The sequence below is a fragment of the Streptomyces barringtoniae genome (genome assembly GCF_020819595.1).
In the GTDB taxonomy this organism is placed as follows: domain Bacteria; phylum Actinomycetota; class Actinomycetes; order Streptomycetales; family Streptomycetaceae; genus Streptomyces; species Streptomyces barringtoniae.
In genome coordinates this window covers 134,209-153,292 of the sequence record NZ_JAJHNP010000007.1, presented here as the reverse complement: position 1 = coordinate 153,292, position 19,084 = coordinate 134,209, and the positions used below count along the sequence as shown (strand labels likewise).

General features: G+C 72.9%; 16 protein-coding genes and 2 pseudogenes. 9 read left to right on the top strand and 9 right to left on the bottom strand.

From position 1 onward, the window contains the following. The first annotated feature begins 28 nt into the window (after positions 1–28). Positions 29–838, top strand: coding sequence for an SAM-dependent methyltransferase (locus LMU33_RS14480; RefSeq protein ID WP_228620745.1), 810 nt, complete (start codon positions 29–31; stop codon positions 836–838). Between the two features lie 52 nt (positions 839–890). On the opposite strand, the gene dnaK is transcribed toward LMU33_RS14480, so the two are convergent. The 5 genes and pseudogenes from dnaK to LMU33_RS14455 form a co-directional block, all read right to left on the bottom strand. Continuing rightward, positions 891–2,765, bottom strand: a complete 1,875-nt coding sequence (gene dnaK / locus LMU33_RS14475; protein ID WP_228620743.1) for a molecular chaperone DnaK — start codon at positions 2,763–2,765, stop codon at positions 891–893. Positions 2,766–2,902: 137 nt separating this feature from the next. Further along, a complete protein-coding gene (locus LMU33_RS14470) occupies positions 2,903–3,328 on the bottom strand; it encodes an OsmC family protein (RefSeq protein ID WP_228620741.1) in 426 nt (141 codons plus the stop codon). A gap of 82 nt (positions 3,329–3,410) precedes the next feature. Next, positions 3,411–3,905 (bottom strand): annotated as a pseudogene (locus LMU33_RS14465) (DUF2201 family putative metallopeptidase); the annotation flags it as partial. 295 nt (positions 3,906–4,200) lie between these two features. Continuing rightward, positions 4,201–4,438: pseudogene (locus LMU33_RS14460) on the bottom strand (MoxR family ATPase); the annotation flags it as partial. Positions 4,439–4,479: 41 nt separating this feature from the next. Next, positions 4,480–6,642: a phage holin family protein gene (locus LMU33_RS14455; protein WP_228620975.1), complete on the bottom strand. Its 2,163-nt coding sequence runs from the start codon at positions 6,640–6,642 to the stop codon at positions 4,480–4,482. A 394-nt stretch (positions 6,643–7,036) separates the two neighbouring features. Between LMU33_RS14455 and LMU33_RS41385 the strand changes: the two genes are divergently transcribed. Then, positions 7,037–9,382 (top strand): DUF4132 domain-containing protein, encoded by a 2,346-nt coding sequence (locus tag LMU33_RS41385; protein ID WP_283844140.1) that lies wholly within the window; start codon positions 7,037–7,039, stop codon positions 9,380–9,382. Beyond that, positions 9,382–9,774, top strand: a complete 393-nt coding sequence (locus LMU33_RS14440) for a hypothetical protein (RefSeq protein ID WP_228620739.1) — start codon at positions 9,382–9,384, stop codon at positions 9,772–9,774. Before LMU33_RS41385 ends, LMU33_RS14440 begins: the two co-directional genes overlap by 1 nt. Positions 9,775–9,815: 41 nt before the next feature. Here the strand turns inward: LMU33_RS14440 and LMU33_RS14435 are convergent, their stop codons facing one another. Continuing rightward, entirely contained in the window at positions 9,816–10,253 is a 438-nt protein-coding gene (locus LMU33_RS14435; RefSeq protein WP_228620737.1) for a hypothetical protein, read from the bottom strand. An 84-nt stretch (positions 10,254–10,337) separates the two neighbouring features. Between LMU33_RS14435 and LMU33_RS14430 the strand changes: the two genes are divergently transcribed. Both LMU33_RS14430 and LMU33_RS14425 read left to right on the top strand, forming a co-directional pair. Further along, entirely contained in the window at positions 10,338–11,111 is a 774-nt protein-coding gene (locus LMU33_RS14430; RefSeq protein ID WP_228620973.1) for an MBL fold metallo-hydrolase, read from the top strand. A 14-nt stretch (positions 11,112–11,125) separates the two neighbouring features. Continuing rightward, positions 11,126–11,743, top strand: a complete 618-nt coding sequence (locus LMU33_RS14425) for a DedA family protein (RefSeq protein WP_228620735.1) — start codon at positions 11,126–11,128, stop codon at positions 11,741–11,743. Positions 11,744–11,793: 50 nt separating this feature from the next. On the opposite strand, the gene LMU33_RS14420 is transcribed toward LMU33_RS14425, so the two are convergent. The 3 genes from LMU33_RS14420 to LMU33_RS14410 form a co-directional block, all read right to left on the bottom strand. Continuing rightward, positions 11,794–13,074 (bottom strand): MBL fold metallo-hydrolase, encoded by a 1,281-nt coding sequence (locus LMU33_RS14420; RefSeq protein ID WP_228620733.1) that lies wholly within the window; start codon positions 13,072–13,074, stop codon positions 11,794–11,796. After that, positions 12,957–14,213 (bottom strand): aminotransferase class I/II-fold pyridoxal phosphate-dependent enzyme, encoded by a 1,257-nt coding sequence (locus tag LMU33_RS14415; protein ID WP_228620731.1) that lies wholly within the window; start codon positions 14,211–14,213, stop codon positions 12,957–12,959. The genes LMU33_RS14420 and LMU33_RS14415 overlap by 118 nt, the downstream gene beginning before the upstream one ends. 234 nt (positions 14,214–14,447) lie before the next feature. Next, the gene (locus LMU33_RS14410; RefSeq protein WP_228620729.1) at positions 14,448–15,230 is read right to left on the bottom strand and encodes a hypothetical protein; all 783 of its coding nucleotides are present in this window, start codon (positions 15,228–15,230) and stop codon (positions 14,448–14,450) included. A 400-nt stretch (positions 15,231–15,630) separates the two neighbouring features. On the opposite strand from LMU33_RS14410, the gene LMU33_RS14405 reads away from it, so the two are divergent. From LMU33_RS14405 to LMU33_RS14390, 4 genes are read left to right on the top strand one after another with little or no spacing between them, the layout of a single operon-like run. Then, positions 15,631–17,427, top strand: coding sequence for a thiamine pyrophosphate-requiring protein (locus LMU33_RS14405; RefSeq protein ID WP_228620727.1), 1,797 nt, complete (start codon positions 15,631–15,633; stop codon positions 17,425–17,427). 16 nt (positions 17,428–17,443) lie between these two features. Further along, positions 17,444–17,821: a DUF2795 domain-containing protein gene (locus LMU33_RS14400; RefSeq protein ID WP_228620725.1), complete on the top strand. Its 378-nt coding sequence runs from the start codon at positions 17,444–17,446 to the stop codon at positions 17,819–17,821. Continuing rightward, positions 17,818–18,516 carry a diguanylate cyclase gene (locus LMU33_RS14395; RefSeq protein WP_228620723.1) on the top strand — a complete coding sequence of 233 codons (699 nt, stop codon included), beginning with the start codon at positions 17,818–17,820 and terminating at the stop codon, positions 18,514–18,516. Before LMU33_RS14400 ends, LMU33_RS14395 begins: the two co-directional genes overlap by 4 nt. Beyond that, positions 18,465–19,007, top strand: coding sequence for a type 1 glutamine amidotransferase domain-containing protein (locus LMU33_RS14390; protein ID WP_228620721.1), 543 nt, complete (start codon positions 18,465–18,467; stop codon positions 19,005–19,007). The genes LMU33_RS14395 and LMU33_RS14390 overlap by 52 nt, the downstream gene beginning before the upstream one ends. Positions 19,008–19,084 lie beyond the last annotated feature (77 nt).

The following is a 19,084-nucleotide window of genomic DNA, read 5'->3' as shown; positions in this document are numbered from 1 at the left end:
GACCGATTTCTCTGGGGGAAACAGCCGTATGACCGCACGCGATGCCACGCCCACGCCGATCGACACCAGCCGTCCGCACCCCGCCCGGGTGTACGACTGGTGGCTGGGCGGCAAGGACAACTACCCGGTGGACGAGGAGCTGGCGCGCAGGATCCTCGCCGTGGACGGCACGGTGGTGCGCGGGGCGCGGGCCAACCGGCGGTTCATGCACCGGGCCGTCCGTGCGGCGGCCGAGGCCGGGGTACGGCAGTTCCTCGACATCGGGACCGGTATCCCGACCGAGCCCAACCTGCACCAGGTCGCCCAGGGCGTGGCCCCGGAGTCCAGGGTGGTCTACGCGGACAACGACCCGATCGTGCTCCGGCACGCCGAGGCCCTGCTGCGGAGTGCCGCCGAGGGCAGCACGGACTACATCCACGCCGATGTCCGCGATCCCGACACCATCCTGGGGCCGGCGGGCGAGTTCCTCGACTTCGGCCGCCCGGTCGCGCTGTCCCTGATCGCGCTCACCCACTACCTGGGTGAGCGGGAAGACGACGTGTTCGGTCTGGTCAAGCGGTACGTCGACGAGCTCGCCCCCGGCAGTTTCCTGATCCTGTCCCAGGTCACCCAGGACCTCAGCCCCGAGGGTGTGGCCAGAGCGGCCGAGCTGTTCCGCAGGAGCGGCACGCCGTTCCACCCCCGCACGCTGCCCGAGTTCTACCGCTTCTTCGACGGCCTGGAGCTGCTCGGCCCCGGCGTCATCCCCGTGTACGGCTGGCGTCCGGAGCCGGTGGACGTGGCCGCCCAGGCGGAGGGCGTCGTGCCGGTGTACGCGGGGGTGGCGGTCAAGCGCTGACCGCCCTTCCTCCGCTGGTGGCTGCCGCCGTGCGCCCCCGGCCGGGCAGGCGTCAGGCGGCTCCGCCCTTGCTGTCGTGTTCGTCGTCCACGATCTCCGCGTCGACCACGCCCTCCGTGTCGGCCGAGGTCTCCGTGTCGGCCGGGGTCTCGTCCTCCTGTGCGGTCTGGCCGCCGGCGGCAGACGCGTACATGGCCTGCCCCATCTTCTGGCTGACGGTGGCGAGTTTCTCCACGCCGGTGCGCAGGGCGGTGGTGTCGGCGTTCTGTTCCAGCAGGGTCTTCAGTTCCGCCGCGGCCGTCTCGACCTCGCCGCGTGTGTCGGCGGGGACGCGGTCGTGGTTGTCGCGGATGAACTTCTCGGTCTGGTAGACGAGTTGCTCGGCCTGGTTGCGGGTCTCGGCGGCCTCGCGGCGCTTGCGGTCCTCCTCGGCGTACTGTTCGGCCTCCCGCATCATGCGGTCGATGTCGTCCTTGGGAAGCGCCGAACCGCCGGTGACGGTCATCTTCTGCTCGCGGCCCGTCGCCAGGTCCTTGGCGGAGACGTGCATGATCCCGTTGGCGTCGATGTCGAAGGCCACCTCGATCTGCGGCACGCCGCGCGGGGCGGGCGGCAGGCCGGTGAGGTCGAAGACGCCGAGCTTCTTGTTGTAGGCGGCGATCTCGCGTTCGCCCTGGTAGACCTGGATGCCGACCGAGGGCTGGTTGTCGGTGGCGGTGGTGAAGATCTCCGAACGGCGCGTCGGGATCGTGGTGTTGCGTTCGATCAGCTTGGTCATGATGCCGCCCTTGGTCTCGATGCCCAGGGACAGCGGCGTGACGTCGAGCAGCAGGACGTCCTTGACGTCGCCGCGCAGGACGCCGGCCTGCAGGGCGGCGCCGACGGCGACCACCTCGTCGGGGTTGACGCCCTTGTGCGGGTCCTTGCCGGTGAGGTCGCGCACCAGGTCGGTGACGGCGGGCATCCGGGTGGAGCCGCCGACCAGGATGACGTGGTCGATCGCGGACAGCTGGATCCCGGCGTCCTTGACGGCCTGGTGGAACGGTTTCCTGCAGCGGTCGAGCAGATCGGCGGTCAGCTCCTGGAACTGGGCACGGGTCAGTTTCTCGTCCAGGTGCAGCGGGCCCTCGGCGGAGGCGGTGATGTAGGGCAGGTTGATCGTCGTCTCCGAGGACGACGACAGCTCGATCTTGGCCTTCTCGGCGGCCTCGCGCAGCCGCTGCACCGCCATCTTGTCGGCGCCCAGGTCGATGCCGTAACTCCCCTTGAACCGCTTCACCAGGTACTCGACGATCCGCTGGTCCCAGTCGTCGCCGCCGAGGTGGGTGTCGCCGTTGGTGGCCTTGACCTCGATGACGCCGTCGCCGATGTCCAGCAGGGACACATCGAAGGTGCCGCCGCCGAGGTCGAAGACGAGGACCGTCTGTTCGTCGCCCCGGTCCAGGCCGTAGGCGAGGGCGGCGGCGGTCGGCTCGTTGATGATCCTGAGCACCTTCAGGCCCGCGATCTCGCCGGCCTCCTTGGTGGCCTGCCGCTGGGCGTCGTCGAAGTACGCCGGTACGGTGATCACGGCGTCCGTGACGTCCTCGCCGAGGTAGGCCTCCGCGTCGCGCTTCAGTTTCTGCAGCACCCGCGCGGACAGCTCCTGCGCACGCAGGCGGCTGCCGTCGATGGAGCCCTGCTCGGGGAAACGCCAGCTCGCGTCTCCCATGTGCCGTTTCACCGAGCGGGCGGTGCGCTCCACGTTGGTCACGGCCTGCCGTTTGGCGACCTCGCCGACCAGCACCTCCCCGTTCTTCGCGAACGCCACCACGGACGGCGTGGTGCGCGCGCCCTCCGCGTTGGCGACAACAGTGGGCTCGCCGCCCTCCAGGACGGCCACTACCGAGTTCGTCGTCCCGAGATCGATCCCGACCGCACGTGCCATGGTCCGTCCCCTTCCGCCCGGGCGCCTGCCGCACTCCCAGCAGAGGACGTGCCCGCGACGCTGTCAATGGCCGGGTACCCGCACACGGCGATGCCGCGCCCCAGGAACGGGACGCGGCATCCGGGGCCGTACGGGCGTCAGGCCAGCTCGGCCGTCAGGGTGATCGTCGTACCGGCCAGGGCCTGGCTGACCGGGCAGTTCTTCTTGGCCTCCTCGGCGGCCGAGGCGAAGCCCTCCGCGTCCAGGCCCGGCACCTCGCCGCGCACGGTGAGGTGGATGCCGGTGATGCCCTCGCCCGGCTGGAAGGTCACGTCGGCCTTGGTGTCGAGCCTGGTGGGCGGGGTGCCGGCGCCGGCCAGGGCGTGCGAGAGGGCCATGGAGAAGCAGCTGGAGTGAGCGCCGGCGATCAGCTCCTCGGGGCTGGTCTTGCCGTTCGCGTCCTGGGAGCGCGACGCCCACGTGACCGGCTGCTCGCCGATGCCGGAGGAGTCGAAGGTGACGACGCCGTTGCCCTCGAGCAGGTTGCCTTCCCAGACGGTGTGCGCGGTGCGCGTGGTGGCCACGATCATTCCTTTCGCGTCGGGTCCCGTGACGTGAGATCCCGTTACGGGGGTGTTCCGTGCCCCTATCCGATCACATCCGGGCTCATCTCACTCTGAAGACCGGCCCACGCGGCGTGAACGGGAGGTGACTTCCCCGCGGGATCGGATAGGCGTGCTCGCGGCGCACCCTCGGCACGTCGCACCAGCCGTCGGTGATCACCGGCACCGGTGCGGCGGGCGGGAAGTCCTCGGCCCGGTTCAGCAGGTCGACGCCGGGCTGCGGGGCGGTGCCGCCGCGCCCGTGCACCCCGGGACCCGGCCCGCGATCTCGGTGACCGGGAAATAGCCGGCGTCGTGCGGGGCCGCGTCGCAGAACACCACGCGGGCGGCCCCCACGTCCCGGGCCTCGGCGCAGGAGGCGATCGCACCGAGCGCCCTGCCGAGCAAAGTGCGGCTCATCGAGCCGGAGCTGTCGAGGACCACCCCGAAAGTGCAGCCCGCGACCCCCCTCGGGCGGAAACCAGCGGCCCGCACGCGGGATGCCGGGGGTGGAGGCCTGACAGCGGGCGGGGCGGGCGAAGGACCGTACGGGCTCCGGGCCTCGGCGCAGGAGGCGATCGCACCGAGCACCCTGCCGAGCAAAGTGCGGCTCATCGAGCCGGAGCTGTCGAGGACCACCCCGAAAGTGCAGCCCGCGACCCCCTCGGGCGGAAACCAGCGGCCCACGCGCGGGATGCCGGGGGTGGAGGCCTGACAGCGGGTGGGGCGGGCGAAGGACCGTACGGGTTCCGGGTGGGGCGCGAACTCGTCGAACCACCGGGCGAGTTGCGCGTCCCAGGGGCGCTGTGGAGTCCGCTCACCGTCGAGTGAGTCCCGGCGGCCGCCGGCCATGTCGGCGGGCAGAACACCGACCGCCCGTCGTGGATCTGCGGCACGCCGATCAGTTCCTCGGGGGCCAGCTGCGTACCGGGCAGGCTCACGCACCCCAAGCCGGGCGAGTCGGCGAACTCCCGCACCAGGGAGGACTTTCCGATGCCGTGGGGCGCCCCAGAGGAACACGGGCCGGACGGTGGCGAGGCCGAGGAGGAGTCCGGGGACACGGGCGGGAGTGACGGTGACGGCAGCCTGCAAGGCGGAGTGTCGGTGTCCGGCCGGTCGGGCGCAGCCGAACTTCACGCGGCCCGCTCGTCCTCGGTGCCGTCGGTACCGCTGTCATCGGTGTCGGTGTCGTCGGTGCCCGTGCCGTCGGTACCGGTGTCGGCGGTGAGCGGGACCTGGGGTCCGTCGAGCTCGCCCAGCCAGCGGCGCAGCACCTGGTGCACCTGCTCGGCGCCGGTCAGTTCCTTCACTCCGTCGACCGGTGCGGACAACTCCAGTGGCGAGAGCAGGAACGGGTGGGACTGCGCGCCGCCGAGGCCGCCGTGGGAGCCGATCTGCTCCTCGAAGGCGAGCACCTCGCCGTCGGCGGGGTCGTAGGCGGAGTTCACCATGATGTCGGCGGTGTGCGGGAAGGAGTGGGTACGGCGGACGGCGTCGGCGGCGCCGGGACCGAACCGGGCCAGCGGGCCGGGCTGGTCGTCGAGCCCGGCCAGCGGGATCTCGGCGCCGTGGGCACCGAGCACCACCCCGTCGTGCTCCGCGCTGCGCACCAGCAGGAAGCCGATGCCGGGGTGGTTGGCGAGGGTGGTGAGCAGGGCCGGGTGGCGGGCGTCGATCTCCTCCTTGGTCATGCGGTGGGGCACGTCCGGGAAGGAGACCAGGCCGAGGTTGCCGGAGGCCAGCACGATCGGCTCGGAGCGGCGGACGGGGCGCTGCTGCTCGCCCTTCTCCTCCACGGGCCGGCGCAGTGCGGCCCGGACGGCGGCACGGGCCTCGGCACCGCTGTGCGTGCCCTCCGCCCGGCGCGGCACGTGCAGCCCGCACCCGGCCCGGACCAGGTCGCCGAGGGTGAGCCCGTAGCGGGAGCGGAAGGTCTCACCGGGGCTCTGCCCGTGGTCGGACAGGACGACGATGCGGTACGGGCGGGGCGCGTGCTCGGCGACCCGCTGCAGCAGGGCGAGGGCGCGGTCGAGGCGCCGCAGCACCTGCTCGGCGTCCCGGCCGCACGGACCGGAGTGGTGGGCGACCTCGTCGTAGGCGACGAGGTCGGCGTAGACGGCGGTGCGCCCGGCGAGCATGTCGCCCATCACCGCGGCGAGGACGACGTCCCGTTCGACGACGGTGGCGAAGGCGCGGACGAGCGGGTAGAGCCCGCCGCGGCTCACCCGTGGGCGCTGCCCGCGCAGGCGGGCGCGGGTGGACTGGCCGATCTCGCGGACCACCTCGGCGACGAAGGACAGGGCGGTGCGGACGGCGTTCGCGGGGTCGGAGAAGTAGGCGAAGTAACCGGCGCGGGAACGGTTCTCCCGGCCCCGGCGGCGGGCCGCGATGGACAGCACGAGGGCCTGTTCGCCGGCGCCGCCGCTGAAGAGGTTGCCGCGGCTGGCGCCGTCCACGGTGAGCAGTCCGCCGTCGCCGGTGTGCCGCATGGCGCGGCGCTGCAACTCGGCGGCGCTCGTCGGGCGGTTGCACACCATCACCTCCCCGCGGTCCTTCTCGTACCAGCGGAAGGCGGGCACGTCGAAGGTGCTGCCGTGGAGTATGCCGAGCTGGCTGGCACCGGTCTGGCTGGACCAGTCGGTGCGCCAGGGGGTGAGGCGGTGGGTGGGCCGGGGGACGTCGTCGCCGGTCGGCCGTATGCCGTCACCGGGCTCCAGCCAGCCCGCGACCGTGGGCATCACCCCCTTGCGGACCGCGGCCTTGAGGACGTCGTGGCCGACGCCGTCGAGCTGGACGAGGAGCAGGCCGGGGGTGGTGGGGCAGGGCGGGTCGGATCTGCGGCGGCGGGCGGCGAGGCGGTGCAGGCGGCGCCGGTAGGTCTCGTCGTCGCGTACGGCGAGGGCGGCGCCGGTGGCGGAGGCGACGGCGGACATCACCGCGGCCACGACGACGGCGGTCTCGGGGGCGGCCTCGCCGCGGCCGGAGGGGTTGACGCGCAGGGCGAGCAGCAGCAGGGAGCCGTTGAGGAAGAAGACCAACAGGCCCAGCACGAGGGCGGGTACGAGCAGCAGGAGGCGGACCAGGAGCGGCCACACCACGGCCGACAGCACACCGAAGGCTCCCGCGCCGCAGGCGGCGGTGACGGCGATGCGAGTCACGCTGTCGCCGTCTGCGGACTGGAGCCGGAAGTCGGGCAGGAGTGCGGCGAGGACCAGCATGGTGAGGGTGGAGACCGCCCATACGGCGATGCTCCGACCGATCTGACTGGCGACCCGCCGCCACCGCACTCCCCGCACTCCCCGCACGCCCCGCACACCTCACGTCCCGGCCCGTTCGACGCCGGGGCCTCGCTCCACCTTGTCACACGGGCCCGATGCCAGGATTCCTCGACGGGTTGCGGGCGGTGCCGACGGAACCGCAACGACTCCATGTGGACCGGAACCGCGATCAGGGCCGGTGCGCCGAGAAGGCGACCGCCCGGGGCCGGGCTGATCGCGTTGTCAGACCCCCCTGCCATCATCCCGGCATGCTCTACGACGCCTCGATGACCGCAACCCGCAGGACCGCCCCGCCCGACGGCGCGCGATCCGCCGCCCACCCCTGTGTCCGACGTTCCGGCGACCTACCGGAGCGTCAGCGGCCCGGGATGCGGCGGGCCATGGGGCACGAGCAGATCAAGAGGGGTGCCTGATGGAGCTCGCGGCACGGCTGATGCGTGCGCTGACCGACCCGGAGTTCGGCCCCGAGGACGGGGACACGCGCCCGGATGTGTCGCAGGTCTCCGACGAGGAGCTCGGCAGCCTGCTGGTGGCCGCCCACCGGGTGGACGCCACGGCCCCGCGGGGGATGGCGGCGGTCCGCTTCGCGGTCGAGGACGCGGCCCGGGAACGGCGGCCGCGCTATACGCCCGACGCGTGCCGGCGCATGTTCGAGGTACTCGTCGAGCAGTACGAGGAGCGCGGGTGGGCGAACCTGAACCAGGCCCTGGACGTGCTGGAGCGCTGCACCGGACCGCTGCCCGACGTGTCCGAACAGGCCCGCGCCCTGGTCGCGTTCTGGCTGGAGAAGGACACCGCGCGGCAGCCGTACGCGCTCCTCGCGATCGCGCGGCTCGGCGGCGACGGCACGCTGCGCACGGCCGTGGAGCGCCTCTCGCACGACGTGGGCCCCATCGTCGCGGACGAGATCGCCGTCGTCGCGGGACTGCCCCCGGCCGAGCAGACGCTGCTGTCCGGGATCGACCGGGACCACAGGTTCGTGTCGCCCGACGCGCACGCCTGGCGCAGATCGGCGGACAACCCCGCCTACGTGGCGTTCACGCGCCGTGCGCTGGAGGCGGCGGCCGACCGCACCGACGCCATCCGGCGCGGCGAGATCCCCTACCGGGCGGACAAGGCGTTCACGGACCGTGAGATCACCACGCTCGGCCAGGCCCTGCGGGTGGCACTGCTGCGCGACGAGCCCTGGCTGCCGGAGCTGTTCGAGCGGCTGCTGCCCGGCATCTCCCTCGCCCCGACCGCGGCGAAGACGCTCCCCTCGCAGGCCCTGCTGTACGAGGTGGTCCGCGCCGCGCAGGACTTCCCGACCCCCGAGCTGGTGACCGCGATCCGCACGGTGCGCCGGACCGTCCGGCACGCCGGCGTGCCCAAGCAGCTCGACAAGATGCTCAAGAAGGTCGACACGGCCCTGGCGGAACGCACCGACGTGGCACTGCGGCTGCCGGGACTGGGCTTCGAGACCGCATCCGTCGGCGGCCCGCCGGCGGTCGGCGTCCTGCGCCGTGCGGCAGGCGACTACCAGGCCGTCGTCACCGTCGCCGAGTCCGCCACGCTGACCTGGGAGAAGGACGGCCGCCCGCTGCGCAGCCTCCCGGCCCCGGTCCGCCGCGACCACAGCGCCCTGGTCAAGGAAGTGCGCGACCTGGTGAAGCGGGTGAACGCGCAACTCGTCACCCTCGTACGCGCGTTGGAGGGCGGCTTCACCGTCGACGCCGTTCATCCGTACGGCTGGTGGCGCACCGAACTGGCCGGGCATCCTCTCGCCGGGACCCTGGTGCGACGGCTGATATGGGAGATCGAGCTCGCACCCGGCGAGTGGCACGCCGTGCTGCCCGAGACGCAGGAGCGCCTTCCCGACGCGCCCGACGACGCCTCCGTACGGCTGTGGCACCCGCTGCGTTCCGAACCGCACGCCGTACGGGCCTGGCGTGATCTGCTCACCGAGCAGCGCATACGGCAGCCCTTCAAGCAGGCGTTCCGCGAGATCTACCTCCTCACGCCGGCCGAGGAGCAGACCCGCGTCTACTCCAACCGCTTCGCCGCCCACCTGGTCCGCTACCGCAGGATGTTCGCCCTGTTCCGGGCCCGGGGATGGAAGAGCGACCTGCTCGGCCCGTGGGACGGCGGGGACGGCGACGAGGCCGAGCGCACCCTCGCGGGCGGGCGGTGGCGGGTCCGCTTCTTCCACAGCTGGGCCGACTGGGCGGGCGACGAGGAACTCGCCTCGACCGACCAGGTGCGCTTCGACCGCCTGGAGGCGGGCGCCTGGCGGGAGGCCCCGCTCGCCGACGTGCCCCCGCTGGTGTTCAGCGAGGCGATGCGGGACGTGGATCTCTTCGTCGGCGTGACCTCGATCGCCGCCGACCCCGACTGGACCGACGGCGGCCCCGGGCGCGCCTACTGGGAGCGGGCTTCCTTCGGCGCGCTCACGGAGAGCGCCGAGGCGCGCCGCGACGCCCTGGAACGCATCCTGCCCCGCCTGAAGATCGCCGACCGGTGCGCGCTCGACGGCCGCTTCCTGACCGTCCGCGGCGATCTGCGCACCTACAGAATCCACCTGGGCTCGGCCAACATCCTGATGGAGCCCGACGACAGCTACCTGTGCATCGTCCCGGCACGGCCGCCGAAGGACGGCACGGTGTTCCTTCCGTTCGAGGACGACCGGCTCTCCCTGATCCTCAGCAAGGCGTTCCTGCTCGCCGCCGACACGAAGATCACCGACCGGACCATTCTCACGCAGATCGAGCGAGGTGCCTGATGGCCACAGTGACGTTCCGGGACGAGACCGCGACGGGCAGGCCGCTCGGCGAGTGGGAGGTCGCCGGGCTGCCGGACCGGATGACCGTACGGGAGCTGATCGGACTCCGGGTCCAGAAGGAGGTCGCCCGGTACAACGCCCGTCCCGGCAACCGGTTCAACGGCCTCGTGCGCCCCGCCGACGCCGAGGTCGAGCTCAACGGCTACCGACTGCGCGAGCCCCGCCGCATCGACTGGGAGCGGCAGGCCGAGATCGCCGAGCGCGCCTTCCTCGCCAACGGGTTCTTCGTGCTGGCCGGCGATCGCCAGGTGGAGGATCTCGACGAGGTCGTGGACCTCACCGTCGATCCCGGCCTGGTCTTCATCAAGCTCGTCGCCCTCGTCGGCGGCTGAAGGGCCGGCAGGGAGCTGAACCTGGCGGAATCCAGCGGACCCTAGCGGCCGTCGTAGCCGGCCGTCGGCATGGACAGCCGGCGGTGCACGCGGGCTTTCATCTGTGCGTCGTACGACGGCTCGGCCCGCCCGACGGTCTCCACACGCACGCCCCGGCGCGCGCACTCGGCGGTGAACGCCTCGACCGAGGACAGGGCGCGCCGGAGCACGCGCAGGCTGGGCGCGACGAACACGTCCACCCCGGGCCGGACGCCGTCCCACAGCGCGCCGTGGTCGAAGCGCAGTCCGCCGACGAGGAGTTCCCGGCCGATGACGTACCCGCGTTCGGCGGCCCAGCGGGCGCACATGGCGTGCTGGCTTCGGGCGTCGACGAGGAAGGGGTCCGCTTCCAGTTCCTCCAGCGGGGTCAGGCTGGCGATCGCGATGACCCGCACCGGCGCGGGCGCGGGCGTGTCGGAGGTACCCCGCAGCTGTCCCATGGCGTCCCCCTCACCTCCGGGTTTCGCCGCAGACCCTACTCCTGCCCGTAGGCTTCGGGGAGTCGCGTGAAGGAGGCGAAGAGGGTGCCGGTGGAGATCACCTGGTGGGGTCACGCCACCTGCACCGTCCAGGACGCGAACATACGCGTGCTGACCGATCCGCTGTTCGCCCGCCGGCTCGCGCATCTGCGGCGGCGCCGGGGTGCCGTGCCGCCGGCCGAGGCCCGGCGGGCGGACGTGGCGCTGGTCTCGCATCTGCATGCCGACCATCTGCATCTGCCCTCGCTGGCGGAGCTCGCCCCGGGCACGCGCCTGCTCGTGCCCCGGGGCGCACCACGCGCGGTGCCCGGTCTGCGCCGGCTGCGTCGGCTGCGGGTCGTGGAGGTGGTGCCCGGGGACGTGGTGCCGATCGGTGAGCTGCTGGTACGGGTGGTGCCGGCGCTGCACGACGGCCGGCGGCTGCCGGTGGGCCCGCACCGCTCGCCCGCGCTCGGCTATGTCGTGGAGGGAGAGGCCCGGACGTACTTCGCCGGGGACACCGGGCTGTTCGACGCGATGGCCGAGCAGGTCGGGCCGGTGGACGTGGCGCTGCTGCCGGTGGGCGGCTGGGGGCCGTACCTCGGTGGGGGGCATCTGGACGCCGGACGGGCGGCGCGGGCGCTGGCGCGGCTGGCGCCGCGGATGGCGGTGCCGGTGCACTACGGCACGTACTGGCCGATCGGGATGGACGCGGTGCGCCCCCACGAGTTCCATGCGCCGGGCGACGAGTTCGTGCGGCTGGCGGCCGTTGCGGCGCCGGGGGTGGCGGTGCACAAGCTGGGGCACGGCGAGAGTGTGCGGCTGGAGGTCGCGCGGTGAGGTGGGCGGCCTCGGTGGCGGTGCTGGCCGCCGCGTCCACCACGTCGACCGTGCCGCCGGAGTCGACGCAGCAGGCGATCGGGTATCCGTCGCTGTTCCTGCTGGTGCTGATCGGGGCGCTGGTGCCGGTGGTGCCGACCGGGGCGCTGGTGAGTTCGGCCGCGGTGGTGGCGTTCCATCGTACGGCGCCGTTCTCGCTGGCGCTGGTGTTCGTGACGGCGTCACTGGCGGCGTTCCTGGGTGATGCGACGCTGTACTGGCTGGGGCGGCGCGGGATGCGGTCGCGCAACGGGTCGCGGTGGCTGGAGGCGATACGGTCGCGGGCGCCGGACGCGCGGCTGGCGTCGGCCAGGGAGAAGTTGGCCGAGCATGGGGTTGCCGTGCTGGTGTTGTCCCGGCTCGTTCCTGCGGGGCGCATACCGGTGATGTTGGCGTGCCTGATGGCTGACTGGCCGTCCAGGCGATTTGCGCGGGGGAATCTGCCCGCCTGTCTGGCCTGGACGGCCACGTATGAGGTCATCGGGGTTCTGGGTGGGTCGTTGTTCGAGGAGCCGTGGGAGGGGGTCGTGGTGGCGGTCGCGCTGACCGTCTTGATCAGCGCGATGCCGGGTGTGGTGCGGCGGTTCCGGTAGCGCCGTTCCATTGCGGTCGTGTCCGGGCTGCGGGTGCGTTTGCGGGCGCTTCAGTCCAGCACCTTCGAAGCCCCGACCGGCAGATCCCACAGGTCTTCCCGCTCCAGCCCCGCTTTCTCCCAGGCCGCCCGCACCCGCCTGAGCGGCTCCAGGACCGGCTCGGCCGAGAGGACGAAGGTGCCCCAGTGCATGGGAGCCATCCGGCGCGCACCCAGGTCCAAGGTCGCCTGTACGGCCTCCTCGGGGTCGCAGTGGACGTCGCTGAGCCACCAGCGGGGGTCGTAGGCGCCGATGGGCATGAGGGTGAGGTCGATGCCGGGGTAGCGGCGGCCGATGCGGGAGAACCAGTGGCCGTAGCCGGTGTCTCCGGCGAAGTGGAGCCGCTGTCCGTCGGTGTCGGTGAGGACCCAGCCGCCCCAGAGGCTGCGGCAGGTGTCGGTGAGGGTGCGCTTGGACCAGTGGTGGGCGGGGACGAAGTCGAAGCGGACACCGGACAGTTCGGCGCCCTCCCACCAGTCCAGCTCGGTGACGCAGCTGAAGCGGCGGCGCCGGAACCAGCGGCCGAGGCCGGCCGGCACGAACACCGGGGTGTCCAGCGGGAGTTGGCGCAGGGTGGGGGCGTCGAGGTGGTCGTAGTGGTTGTGGCTGATGACGACGGCGTCGACGCGGGGCAGGCTGTCCCAGGGGACGCCGACGGGGGTGATACGGGCCGGGGTGCCGAGGATGCGGCGGGACCAGACGGGGTCGGTGAGCACCGTCAGGCCGCCGATCCGCACGACCCAGCTGGCGTGTCCGGCCCAGGTGACGGCGAGGGTGCGGGTGTCGACGCGGGGCAGCGGGGCGGGGGCGCAGGGCAGCCGGGGGACCTCGTCGAGGCCTTCGGCGCCGGGGCGTACGGCGCCTTCACGGGCGAAGCGGGCGAGGGCCTTGAGGCCCGGCAGGGGGGCGGTGAGCCGGTCGTGGAAGGTGCGTGGCCACACGCGGTGTTCGCCGAGGGGGCGGGGCTCGGCCAGCGGCGGGAACGGAGATGCCAGGGGGGTCGGCGTACCGGTGGCGCGAGTCGGTGCGTTCAGTGCGGTCGCCGTTGCCGTCGTCGTAGTGGTGGTCGTCGTTGCCGTTGTGGTCGTGGTGGTCGTCGTGGCCGATCCGGGCTCGTGCGTCTCGGGCTCATGCGTCTCGGGCTCATGCGTCTCGGGATCGTGCGTCTGCTGCGTCATCGAGGAGGCTCCCATCGCTGAGCGTCGTCGCGGAGATCGTCGAGGACCGACGTCAAGGAGATCAACGCGCGTTGCACATGTGGCAGTTCCAACGGCACGGGTGAGGTGAGGCATTCCGCGCGTTCCTCGTCGTCGCCGCCCAGCAGGGGACCCGTGGCGAGTCGTACGCGCAACGCCCCGAGCTCGTCGCCGAAGCGGTGGCCGCCGGGTGCGGGCATGCTGAGCCGGGCGGTGAGAAGGTCCTCCAACTCCTGTGCGTCGCTCACGCCTTGCTCGGCGAGGGGTTCGCGCAACGGGCCGAGGTCGGCGTACAGGTGGCGGCCTGCCTGCGGGGGGCGGACGAGCGCGCCGGCGGCGACGAGGGCGGCGTGCACGGCGGCGGCCACGCGCGCGTGCAGCCGTACGGCGGCCTCGCGGCGCTCGGTGACGGGCGGTGGTTCGTCGAGGGCGTAGCCGGCCGCGGCCGCGACGGGTGCGGCGATGTGGGCGCCGAGCCCGGTGAGGATGTCGAGCACGCGCGCGTGCAGCTGCCGGCCGGGTCCCGTGGCCGGGAAGCGGGCGACTGCGGCGGGCCAGCCGGCCGGCAACAGGGATCCGGCGAGGTCGGTGACGACGGTGACCCGGTCGGGCAGCATCTCGGCGGGGCTGAGCAGCACGGTGTCGTGGGCGTGGTGCAGGGTGTCGCGCCAGGTCTCGTCGCTGACCAGGTGCAGTCCTTCGGCCGTGGCGGCCTCGACGGTCTCGTGCAGCAGTTCCGGCGGGGCGACGGTGGCGGTCGGGTCGTCGGCGACGGACAGGACGAGCAGCCGCGGGTCACCGCCCTCGGCGCGGACCCGGCGGACGGTCTCCAGCAGCGCGTAGGGATCGGGGACGCCGCCGCTCTCGGCGGGGGTGGGCACGTGGTAGGCGGGCCGGCCGAGCACCCGCGCGTACGGCGCCCACCAGGCGGCGCAGGGGCGCGGTACGAGGACGTCGGCGCCGTCTCCGGCGAGCGCGGCGGTGAGGGCGAGCAGCAGGGCCGGTGCGCCGGGGCCGGCGGCCACCTGGTCGGGGACGGTGGGCAGTCCGCGCCGGGTCCAGTAGCCGCAGGCCGCTTCGAGGAGGGCGGGTGCGCCGCCGACGGGCTGGGGCTCGGCACGGCTCGCCGCCGCGGCGAGCACGGCCATGAGTTCGGGGAGCACGGGGAGGCCGTCGCCGGGCAGGGGCGGGCCGTAGCGGACCGGGCCGTGGCCCTCGGGGTCCGTCCGCCGCATGTCCGCCTCCGCGCGGTCCTGGTGCCGTGTGCCGCCGGTCCGGGCCGGGCGGCCGGGACCGGCGGACTGTGTCGTCGTGGGCTGCTTTGTGGGGCGTGGGTGGTGGGAGCGTGGGGTGGGTGCTTTCGTGGCCTGCCTTGTCGCTTGCGGTGTGTGGGGTCCGTCTGCCGGTGTCCTCGGGAGGGTGTGTACCCGCCGGACGGCACTCCATGGGGGTGACGGGCGTCGCCCCGGTCACTCGTCCGTGGACCGGACTCCCGCGGGGCGCCAGCGACCGTACAGCCGGTAGCCGGCTCCGCCGCAGGCCGCGGCCATGAGGGCGGCGCCGGCGGCGAGTGCCGGGACCGAGTCGGTGAAGCTGCCTCCCGCTCCCGCCTCGACTCCGTGCTGCACGGTGGGCGGGCCGCAGTCGTCGGCTCCGGGGCCCTGCCGCCCGTCGGAGCCGCCGCAGGCATGACCGGCGAGGCAGGGCTCGAAGCGGCCCTGCGTGCACCGGTGGCCGTCGTCGTCCGAGCAGACCTCCCCCGGCTTGCACCCCGAACCCGCACCACCCGAGCACGCCTCCCCCGGCTTGCACCCCGAACCCCCACCACCCGGGCACGCCTCCCCCGACTTACACCCCGAACCCCCGCCGCTCGGGCTCGGGCGGCCGACGGGGGAGTCGCCGCACTGCTGTGGGGCGGCCCCGCACGGGTCGGGGACGCCCATCGGAGCGGTGGTGAGGGCCGGGAACGGGGCGCCGGTCGGAGCGGTGGTGAGGGCCGGGAACGGGGCGCCGGTCGGAGCGGTGGTGACGGTCGGGAACGGAGTGTCGGTCGGAGCGGTGGTGACCGCCGGGAACGGAGCGCCGGTCGGAGCGGTGGTGACCGCCGGGAACGGAGCGCCGATCGGAGCGGTGGTGAGGGTCGGGGACGGGGTGCCGGGGACCGCGTCGGCGGCGGAGGCGGCGGGCCCGGCCAGGGCTAGCACGGCCCCGGCGACGAAGGCGACGGACAGGGCACGGGCGGTGCGGCGCATGGGACGGGCTCCTCGGCGGACACGGCGGATCGGTCGGCGGTGGTGGTGGTACGCCGGACGCCGGTACGCATATCCGGTACGCACCACGTCGGGCACCGGTGGGCGGTGCAGGGGCGCTGCCCCCACGGCGTCTCGGGTACGGGGCACGGGGCGTGCCCTCGCTGCCATGACAGCCCGCACGGCCGCGCGGCGCGCGCGGCCGGACCCCATTCGCGGGACGGGCACGCCCGGCCGGGTGACAAACAGCGGCCACCGCGGTTTTCCGGCTCCGCCGCCCGCACCGGCCACCCCGAGCGTCCCGTGTCCGTGCCCGGAGAGGTTTTCCGTCCCCTGTGCAGGTGACTCGGTATGCGCTGACCGGATCGTCCGCTTCGCACTCACCGCACCGGGGAGGTCCTTCATGAGCACCAAGGTCGCCGACCAGATCCTCGAGCGCCTGCGCGCCTGGGGCGTGGAACAGGTCTTCGGCTATCCGGGCGACGGCATCAACGGGCTGCTCGCCGCATGGGGCCGGGCCGAGGACCGGCCACGGTTCATCCAGTCCCGCCACGAGGAGATGTCCGCGTTCGAGGCGGTCGGATACGCGAAGTTCAGCGGCCGTATCGGAGTGTGCGCGGCGACGTCGGGGCCGGGCGCCATCCACCTGCTCAACGGTCTGTACGACGCCAAGCTCGACCACGTGCCGGTGCTGGCGATCGTCGGGCAGACCGACCGGAGCGCGATGGGCGGCTCCTACCAGCAGGAAGTCGATCTGCACACGCTGTACAAGGACGTCGCCTCGGACTTCGTGGAGACGGTGACGGTGCCCGAGCAGCTGCCGAACGTGCTGGACCGGGCGATCCGCACCGCGTACGCCCGCCGCTGCCCGACCGCGCTGATCATCCCCGGTGACGTGCAGGAGCTGGACTACTCCCCGCCGACGCACGAGTTCAAGATGGTGCCCTCCAGCATGGGCATGAGCGACTACACCATGACCCCGACGGACGAGGCGCTGCGCCGGGCGGCGGACGTGCTGAACGCGGGCGGCAAGGTGGCGATCCTGGTGGGCCAGGGCGCGGCCGGCGCGGTCGCGGAGGTGCAGGAGGTCGCCGAACTGCTCGGCGCCGGCGTGGCGAAGGCCCTGCTCGGCAAGGACGTCCTCAGCGATGAACTGCCGTACGTCACCGGGCCGATCGGGCTGCTGGGCAGCCGGCCGTCGTACGAGCTGATGCGGGACTGCGACACCCTGCTGACGATCGGGTCGTCGTTCCCCTACACGCAGTTCCTGCCGGACTTCGGCAAGGCGCGCGGTGTGCAGATCGAGATCGACCCGCACATGATCGGAATGCGCTATCCGTACGAGGTGAACCTCGTCGGTGACGCGCAGGCGACGCTGCGCCGGCTGATCCCGCTGCTGAACAGCGACCGGGGCGGGCGCGAGTGGTACGACACGGTGTGCGCGAACGTACGGCGCTGGCACGAGACGATGGAGCGGCGGGCCGGCCTGTCGGCCGATCCGATCAATCCCGAGTACGTGGCCCGGGCGCTGGATCCGCTGCTGCCGGAGAACGCGATCCTCACCTCCGACTCCGGTTCGGTCGCGAACTGGTACGCGCGGCACATCACGATGCGACCGGGCATGCGCGGTTCGCTGTCCGGGACGCTGGCGACGATGGGGCCGGGCGTGCCGTACGCGATCGGCGCGAAGTTCGCGCATCCGGACCGGCCGGTGTTCGCGCTGGTCGGCGATGGCGCGATGCAGATGAACGGCCTGGCGGAGATGATCACGGCGGCGAAGTACCGGGACCGCTGGTCGGATCCGCGGCTGGTGGTGGGCGTGTGGAACAACCAGGACCTGAACCAGGTGACCTGGGAGATGCGCGCCATGGAAGGTGCACCGTCATTCCTGCCGTCGCAGGCGATCCCGGACGTGCAGTACGCGGCGTTCGCCCGCTCGCTGGGTCTGACCGGCGTCCGGGTGGAGAAGCCGGAGGACGTGGAGGCGGGCTGGCGTGCGGCTGTGGAGGCCGACGGGCCGTGCGTGATCGAGTTCCTCACCGATCCCGCCGTACCGCCGATCCCGCCGCACGCGACCTGGGAGCAGATGGAGTCGACGGCGGCGTCGATCCTGAAGGGGGACGCCGACCGCGGGTCGGTGGTCAAGCAGGGGTTCAAGGCGAAGATGCAGGAATTCCTGCCCGGCAGGGACAAGGGCTAGCCCTCTGGAGGTTGCCATGCAGCGAGGCAGTGACCGGCTGAACGTCCACCGGGACGACGAGATGAAACACGAGCTGAAGGGGCTGCTGAGGTCCGGCCACCCGACGCGCGTGGAGGAGTGGCACGATCCGGAACCGGCCGCGGACGACGACCCTGAGGTGTGGAGCGGACCTGTGGGCGGCCTGGGCTCGCCGGCGTCGCTGGAGCGGGTGCGGTCGGAGCTGGCCCGCACCCTGAGCCGGGGCTCGTTCCCGGCGACCGCTCGTGACCTGGCCCGGATCCTGCGCCGGCACAACGCGCCGGCCGCACTGGGCGATGCGGTGGCCGCCCTGCCCCACTCGGCGCGCTACGAGAACGTCCAGCAACTCGCCGAGGCGGTGACGGGGGGCGCATGAGCAAAGGACAGGCGACCGATATCGCGAAGGGTGCCGGCGTCGACGTCGACGTGGCGACCACACGGTTCCTGCTGTACGGGCTGCTGCCCGGGTGGTTCCTGCCCGGGCTCGCCGACTGGCTGATGCACCGGCGCACCCAGATCGAGGACACCTCGGGGACGAAGGAGTCGTTGATCCACTCACTGATGATGGCCGAGGTCGGGCTGCCGATCGCCCTGACCCTGCGCTACCGGATCAATCCGCTGCTGCTGAGCGTGCAGCTCGGGGCGACGGCGGTGCACGAGGCGACGGCGCTGTGGGATGTGCGGACGGCCGTCGACAGCGACCGGGAGGTCAGGCCGGTCGAGCAGCACATCCACAGCTTTCTGGAGGCGCTGCCGTTCGGCGCGCTCGCCTCGCTGATGTGCCTGCACGCCGACCAGGTGCGGTCGTTGGTGCGGGGTGGGGCAGGGGACAAGAACGCCTGGACGCTGCGAAGGCGCCGGCGCCCGCTGTCGCCCGGCTATCTGACCGGGATCGGCGTCGCGATCGGGCTGTGCGTGGTGCTGCCGTACGGCGAGGAACTGCTGCGCTGCCGGCGGGCGGCCCGGCGGCGCACCGGGAGGGCAGCGCAGGAGGATGCAGGGAAGGAGAGTGAGCAGTCATGCGCATCGCGTTTCTCGCGGCGCCCCAGGGTGTGGAGCAGGTCGAGCTGACCGAGCCGTGGAAGGCGGCCTCGGACGCCGGGCACGAGCCGGTGCTGGTGTCCACGAAGCCGGGGAAGATCCAGGCGTTCGACCATCTCGACAAGGCGGACACGTTCGACGTGGACGAGGTGGTGGGCGAGTCGTCGGCGGGGTCGTTCGGCGGTCTCGTGCTGCCCGGCGGGGTGGCCAACCCGGACTTCCTGCGGATGGACGACAAGGCCGTGGCGTTCGTGAAGGACTTCTTCGACCAGGGCCGTCCGGTCGCCGCGATCTGTCACGCACCGTGGACGCTGGTGGAGGCGGACGTCGTACGGGGCCGGGTGCTGACGTCCTGGCCGAGTCTGCGCACGGACATCCGCAACGCGGGCGGCACCTGGGTGGACGAGCAGGTGAAGATCTGCGACCACGGCTCCAACCAGCTGGTGACCAGCCGTAAGCCGGACGATCTGAAGGCGTTCTGCGACGCGTTCCTGCACGTGTTCGCCGGCGAGCCCGGCTGAGCCGCCGCCCGGCCGTGAAGGCCCGACCGTGAGGGCCGGCCCCGCACGGGCCGGCCCTTCTCGTGTGCCGGCTCCTG

Coding starts and splice junctions, on each gene's coding strand:
- LMU33_RS14400 (WP_228620725.1), top strand. CDS start 17,444: ATGCAGCGAGGCAGTGACCGGCTGAACGTCCACCGGGACGACGAGATG.
- LMU33_RS14480 (WP_228620745.1), top strand. CDS start 29: ATGACCGCACGCGATGCCACGCCCACGCCGATCGACACCAGCCGTCCG.
- LMU33_RS14435 (WP_228620737.1), bottom strand. CDS start 10,253: ATGGGACAGCTGCGGGGTACCTCCGACACGCCCGCGCCCGCGCCGGTG.
- LMU33_RS14395 (WP_228620723.1), top strand. CDS start 17,818: ATGAGCAAAGGACAGGCGACCGATATCGCGAAGGGTGCCGGCGTCGAC.
- LMU33_RS14390 (WP_228620721.1), top strand. CDS start 18,465: ATGCGCATCGCGTTTCTCGCGGCGCCCCAGGGTGTGGAGCAGGTCGAG.
- LMU33_RS14440 (WP_228620739.1), top strand. CDS start 9,382: ATGGCCACAGTGACGTTCCGGGACGAGACCGCGACGGGCAGGCCGCTC.
- LMU33_RS14405 (WP_228620727.1), top strand. CDS start 15,631: ATGAGCACCAAGGTCGCCGACCAGATCCTCGAGCGCCTGCGCGCCTGG.
- LMU33_RS41385 (WP_283844140.1), top strand. CDS start 7,037: ATGGAGCTCGCGGCACGGCTGATGCGTGCGCTGACCGACCCGGAGTTC.
- dnaK (WP_228620743.1), bottom strand. CDS start 2,765: ATGGCACGTGCGGTCGGGATCGATCTCGGGACGACGAACTCGGTAGTG.
- LMU33_RS14415 (WP_228620731.1), bottom strand. CDS start 14,213: ATGCGGCGGACGGACCCCGAGGGCCACGGCCCGGTCCGCTACGGCCCG.
- LMU33_RS14420 (WP_228620733.1), bottom strand. CDS start 13,074: ATGCCTCACCTCACCCGTGCCGTTGGAACTGCCACATGTGCAACGCGC.
- LMU33_RS14410 (WP_228620729.1), bottom strand. CDS start 15,230: ATGCGCCGCACCGCCCGTGCCCTGTCCGTCGCCTTCGTCGCCGGGGCC.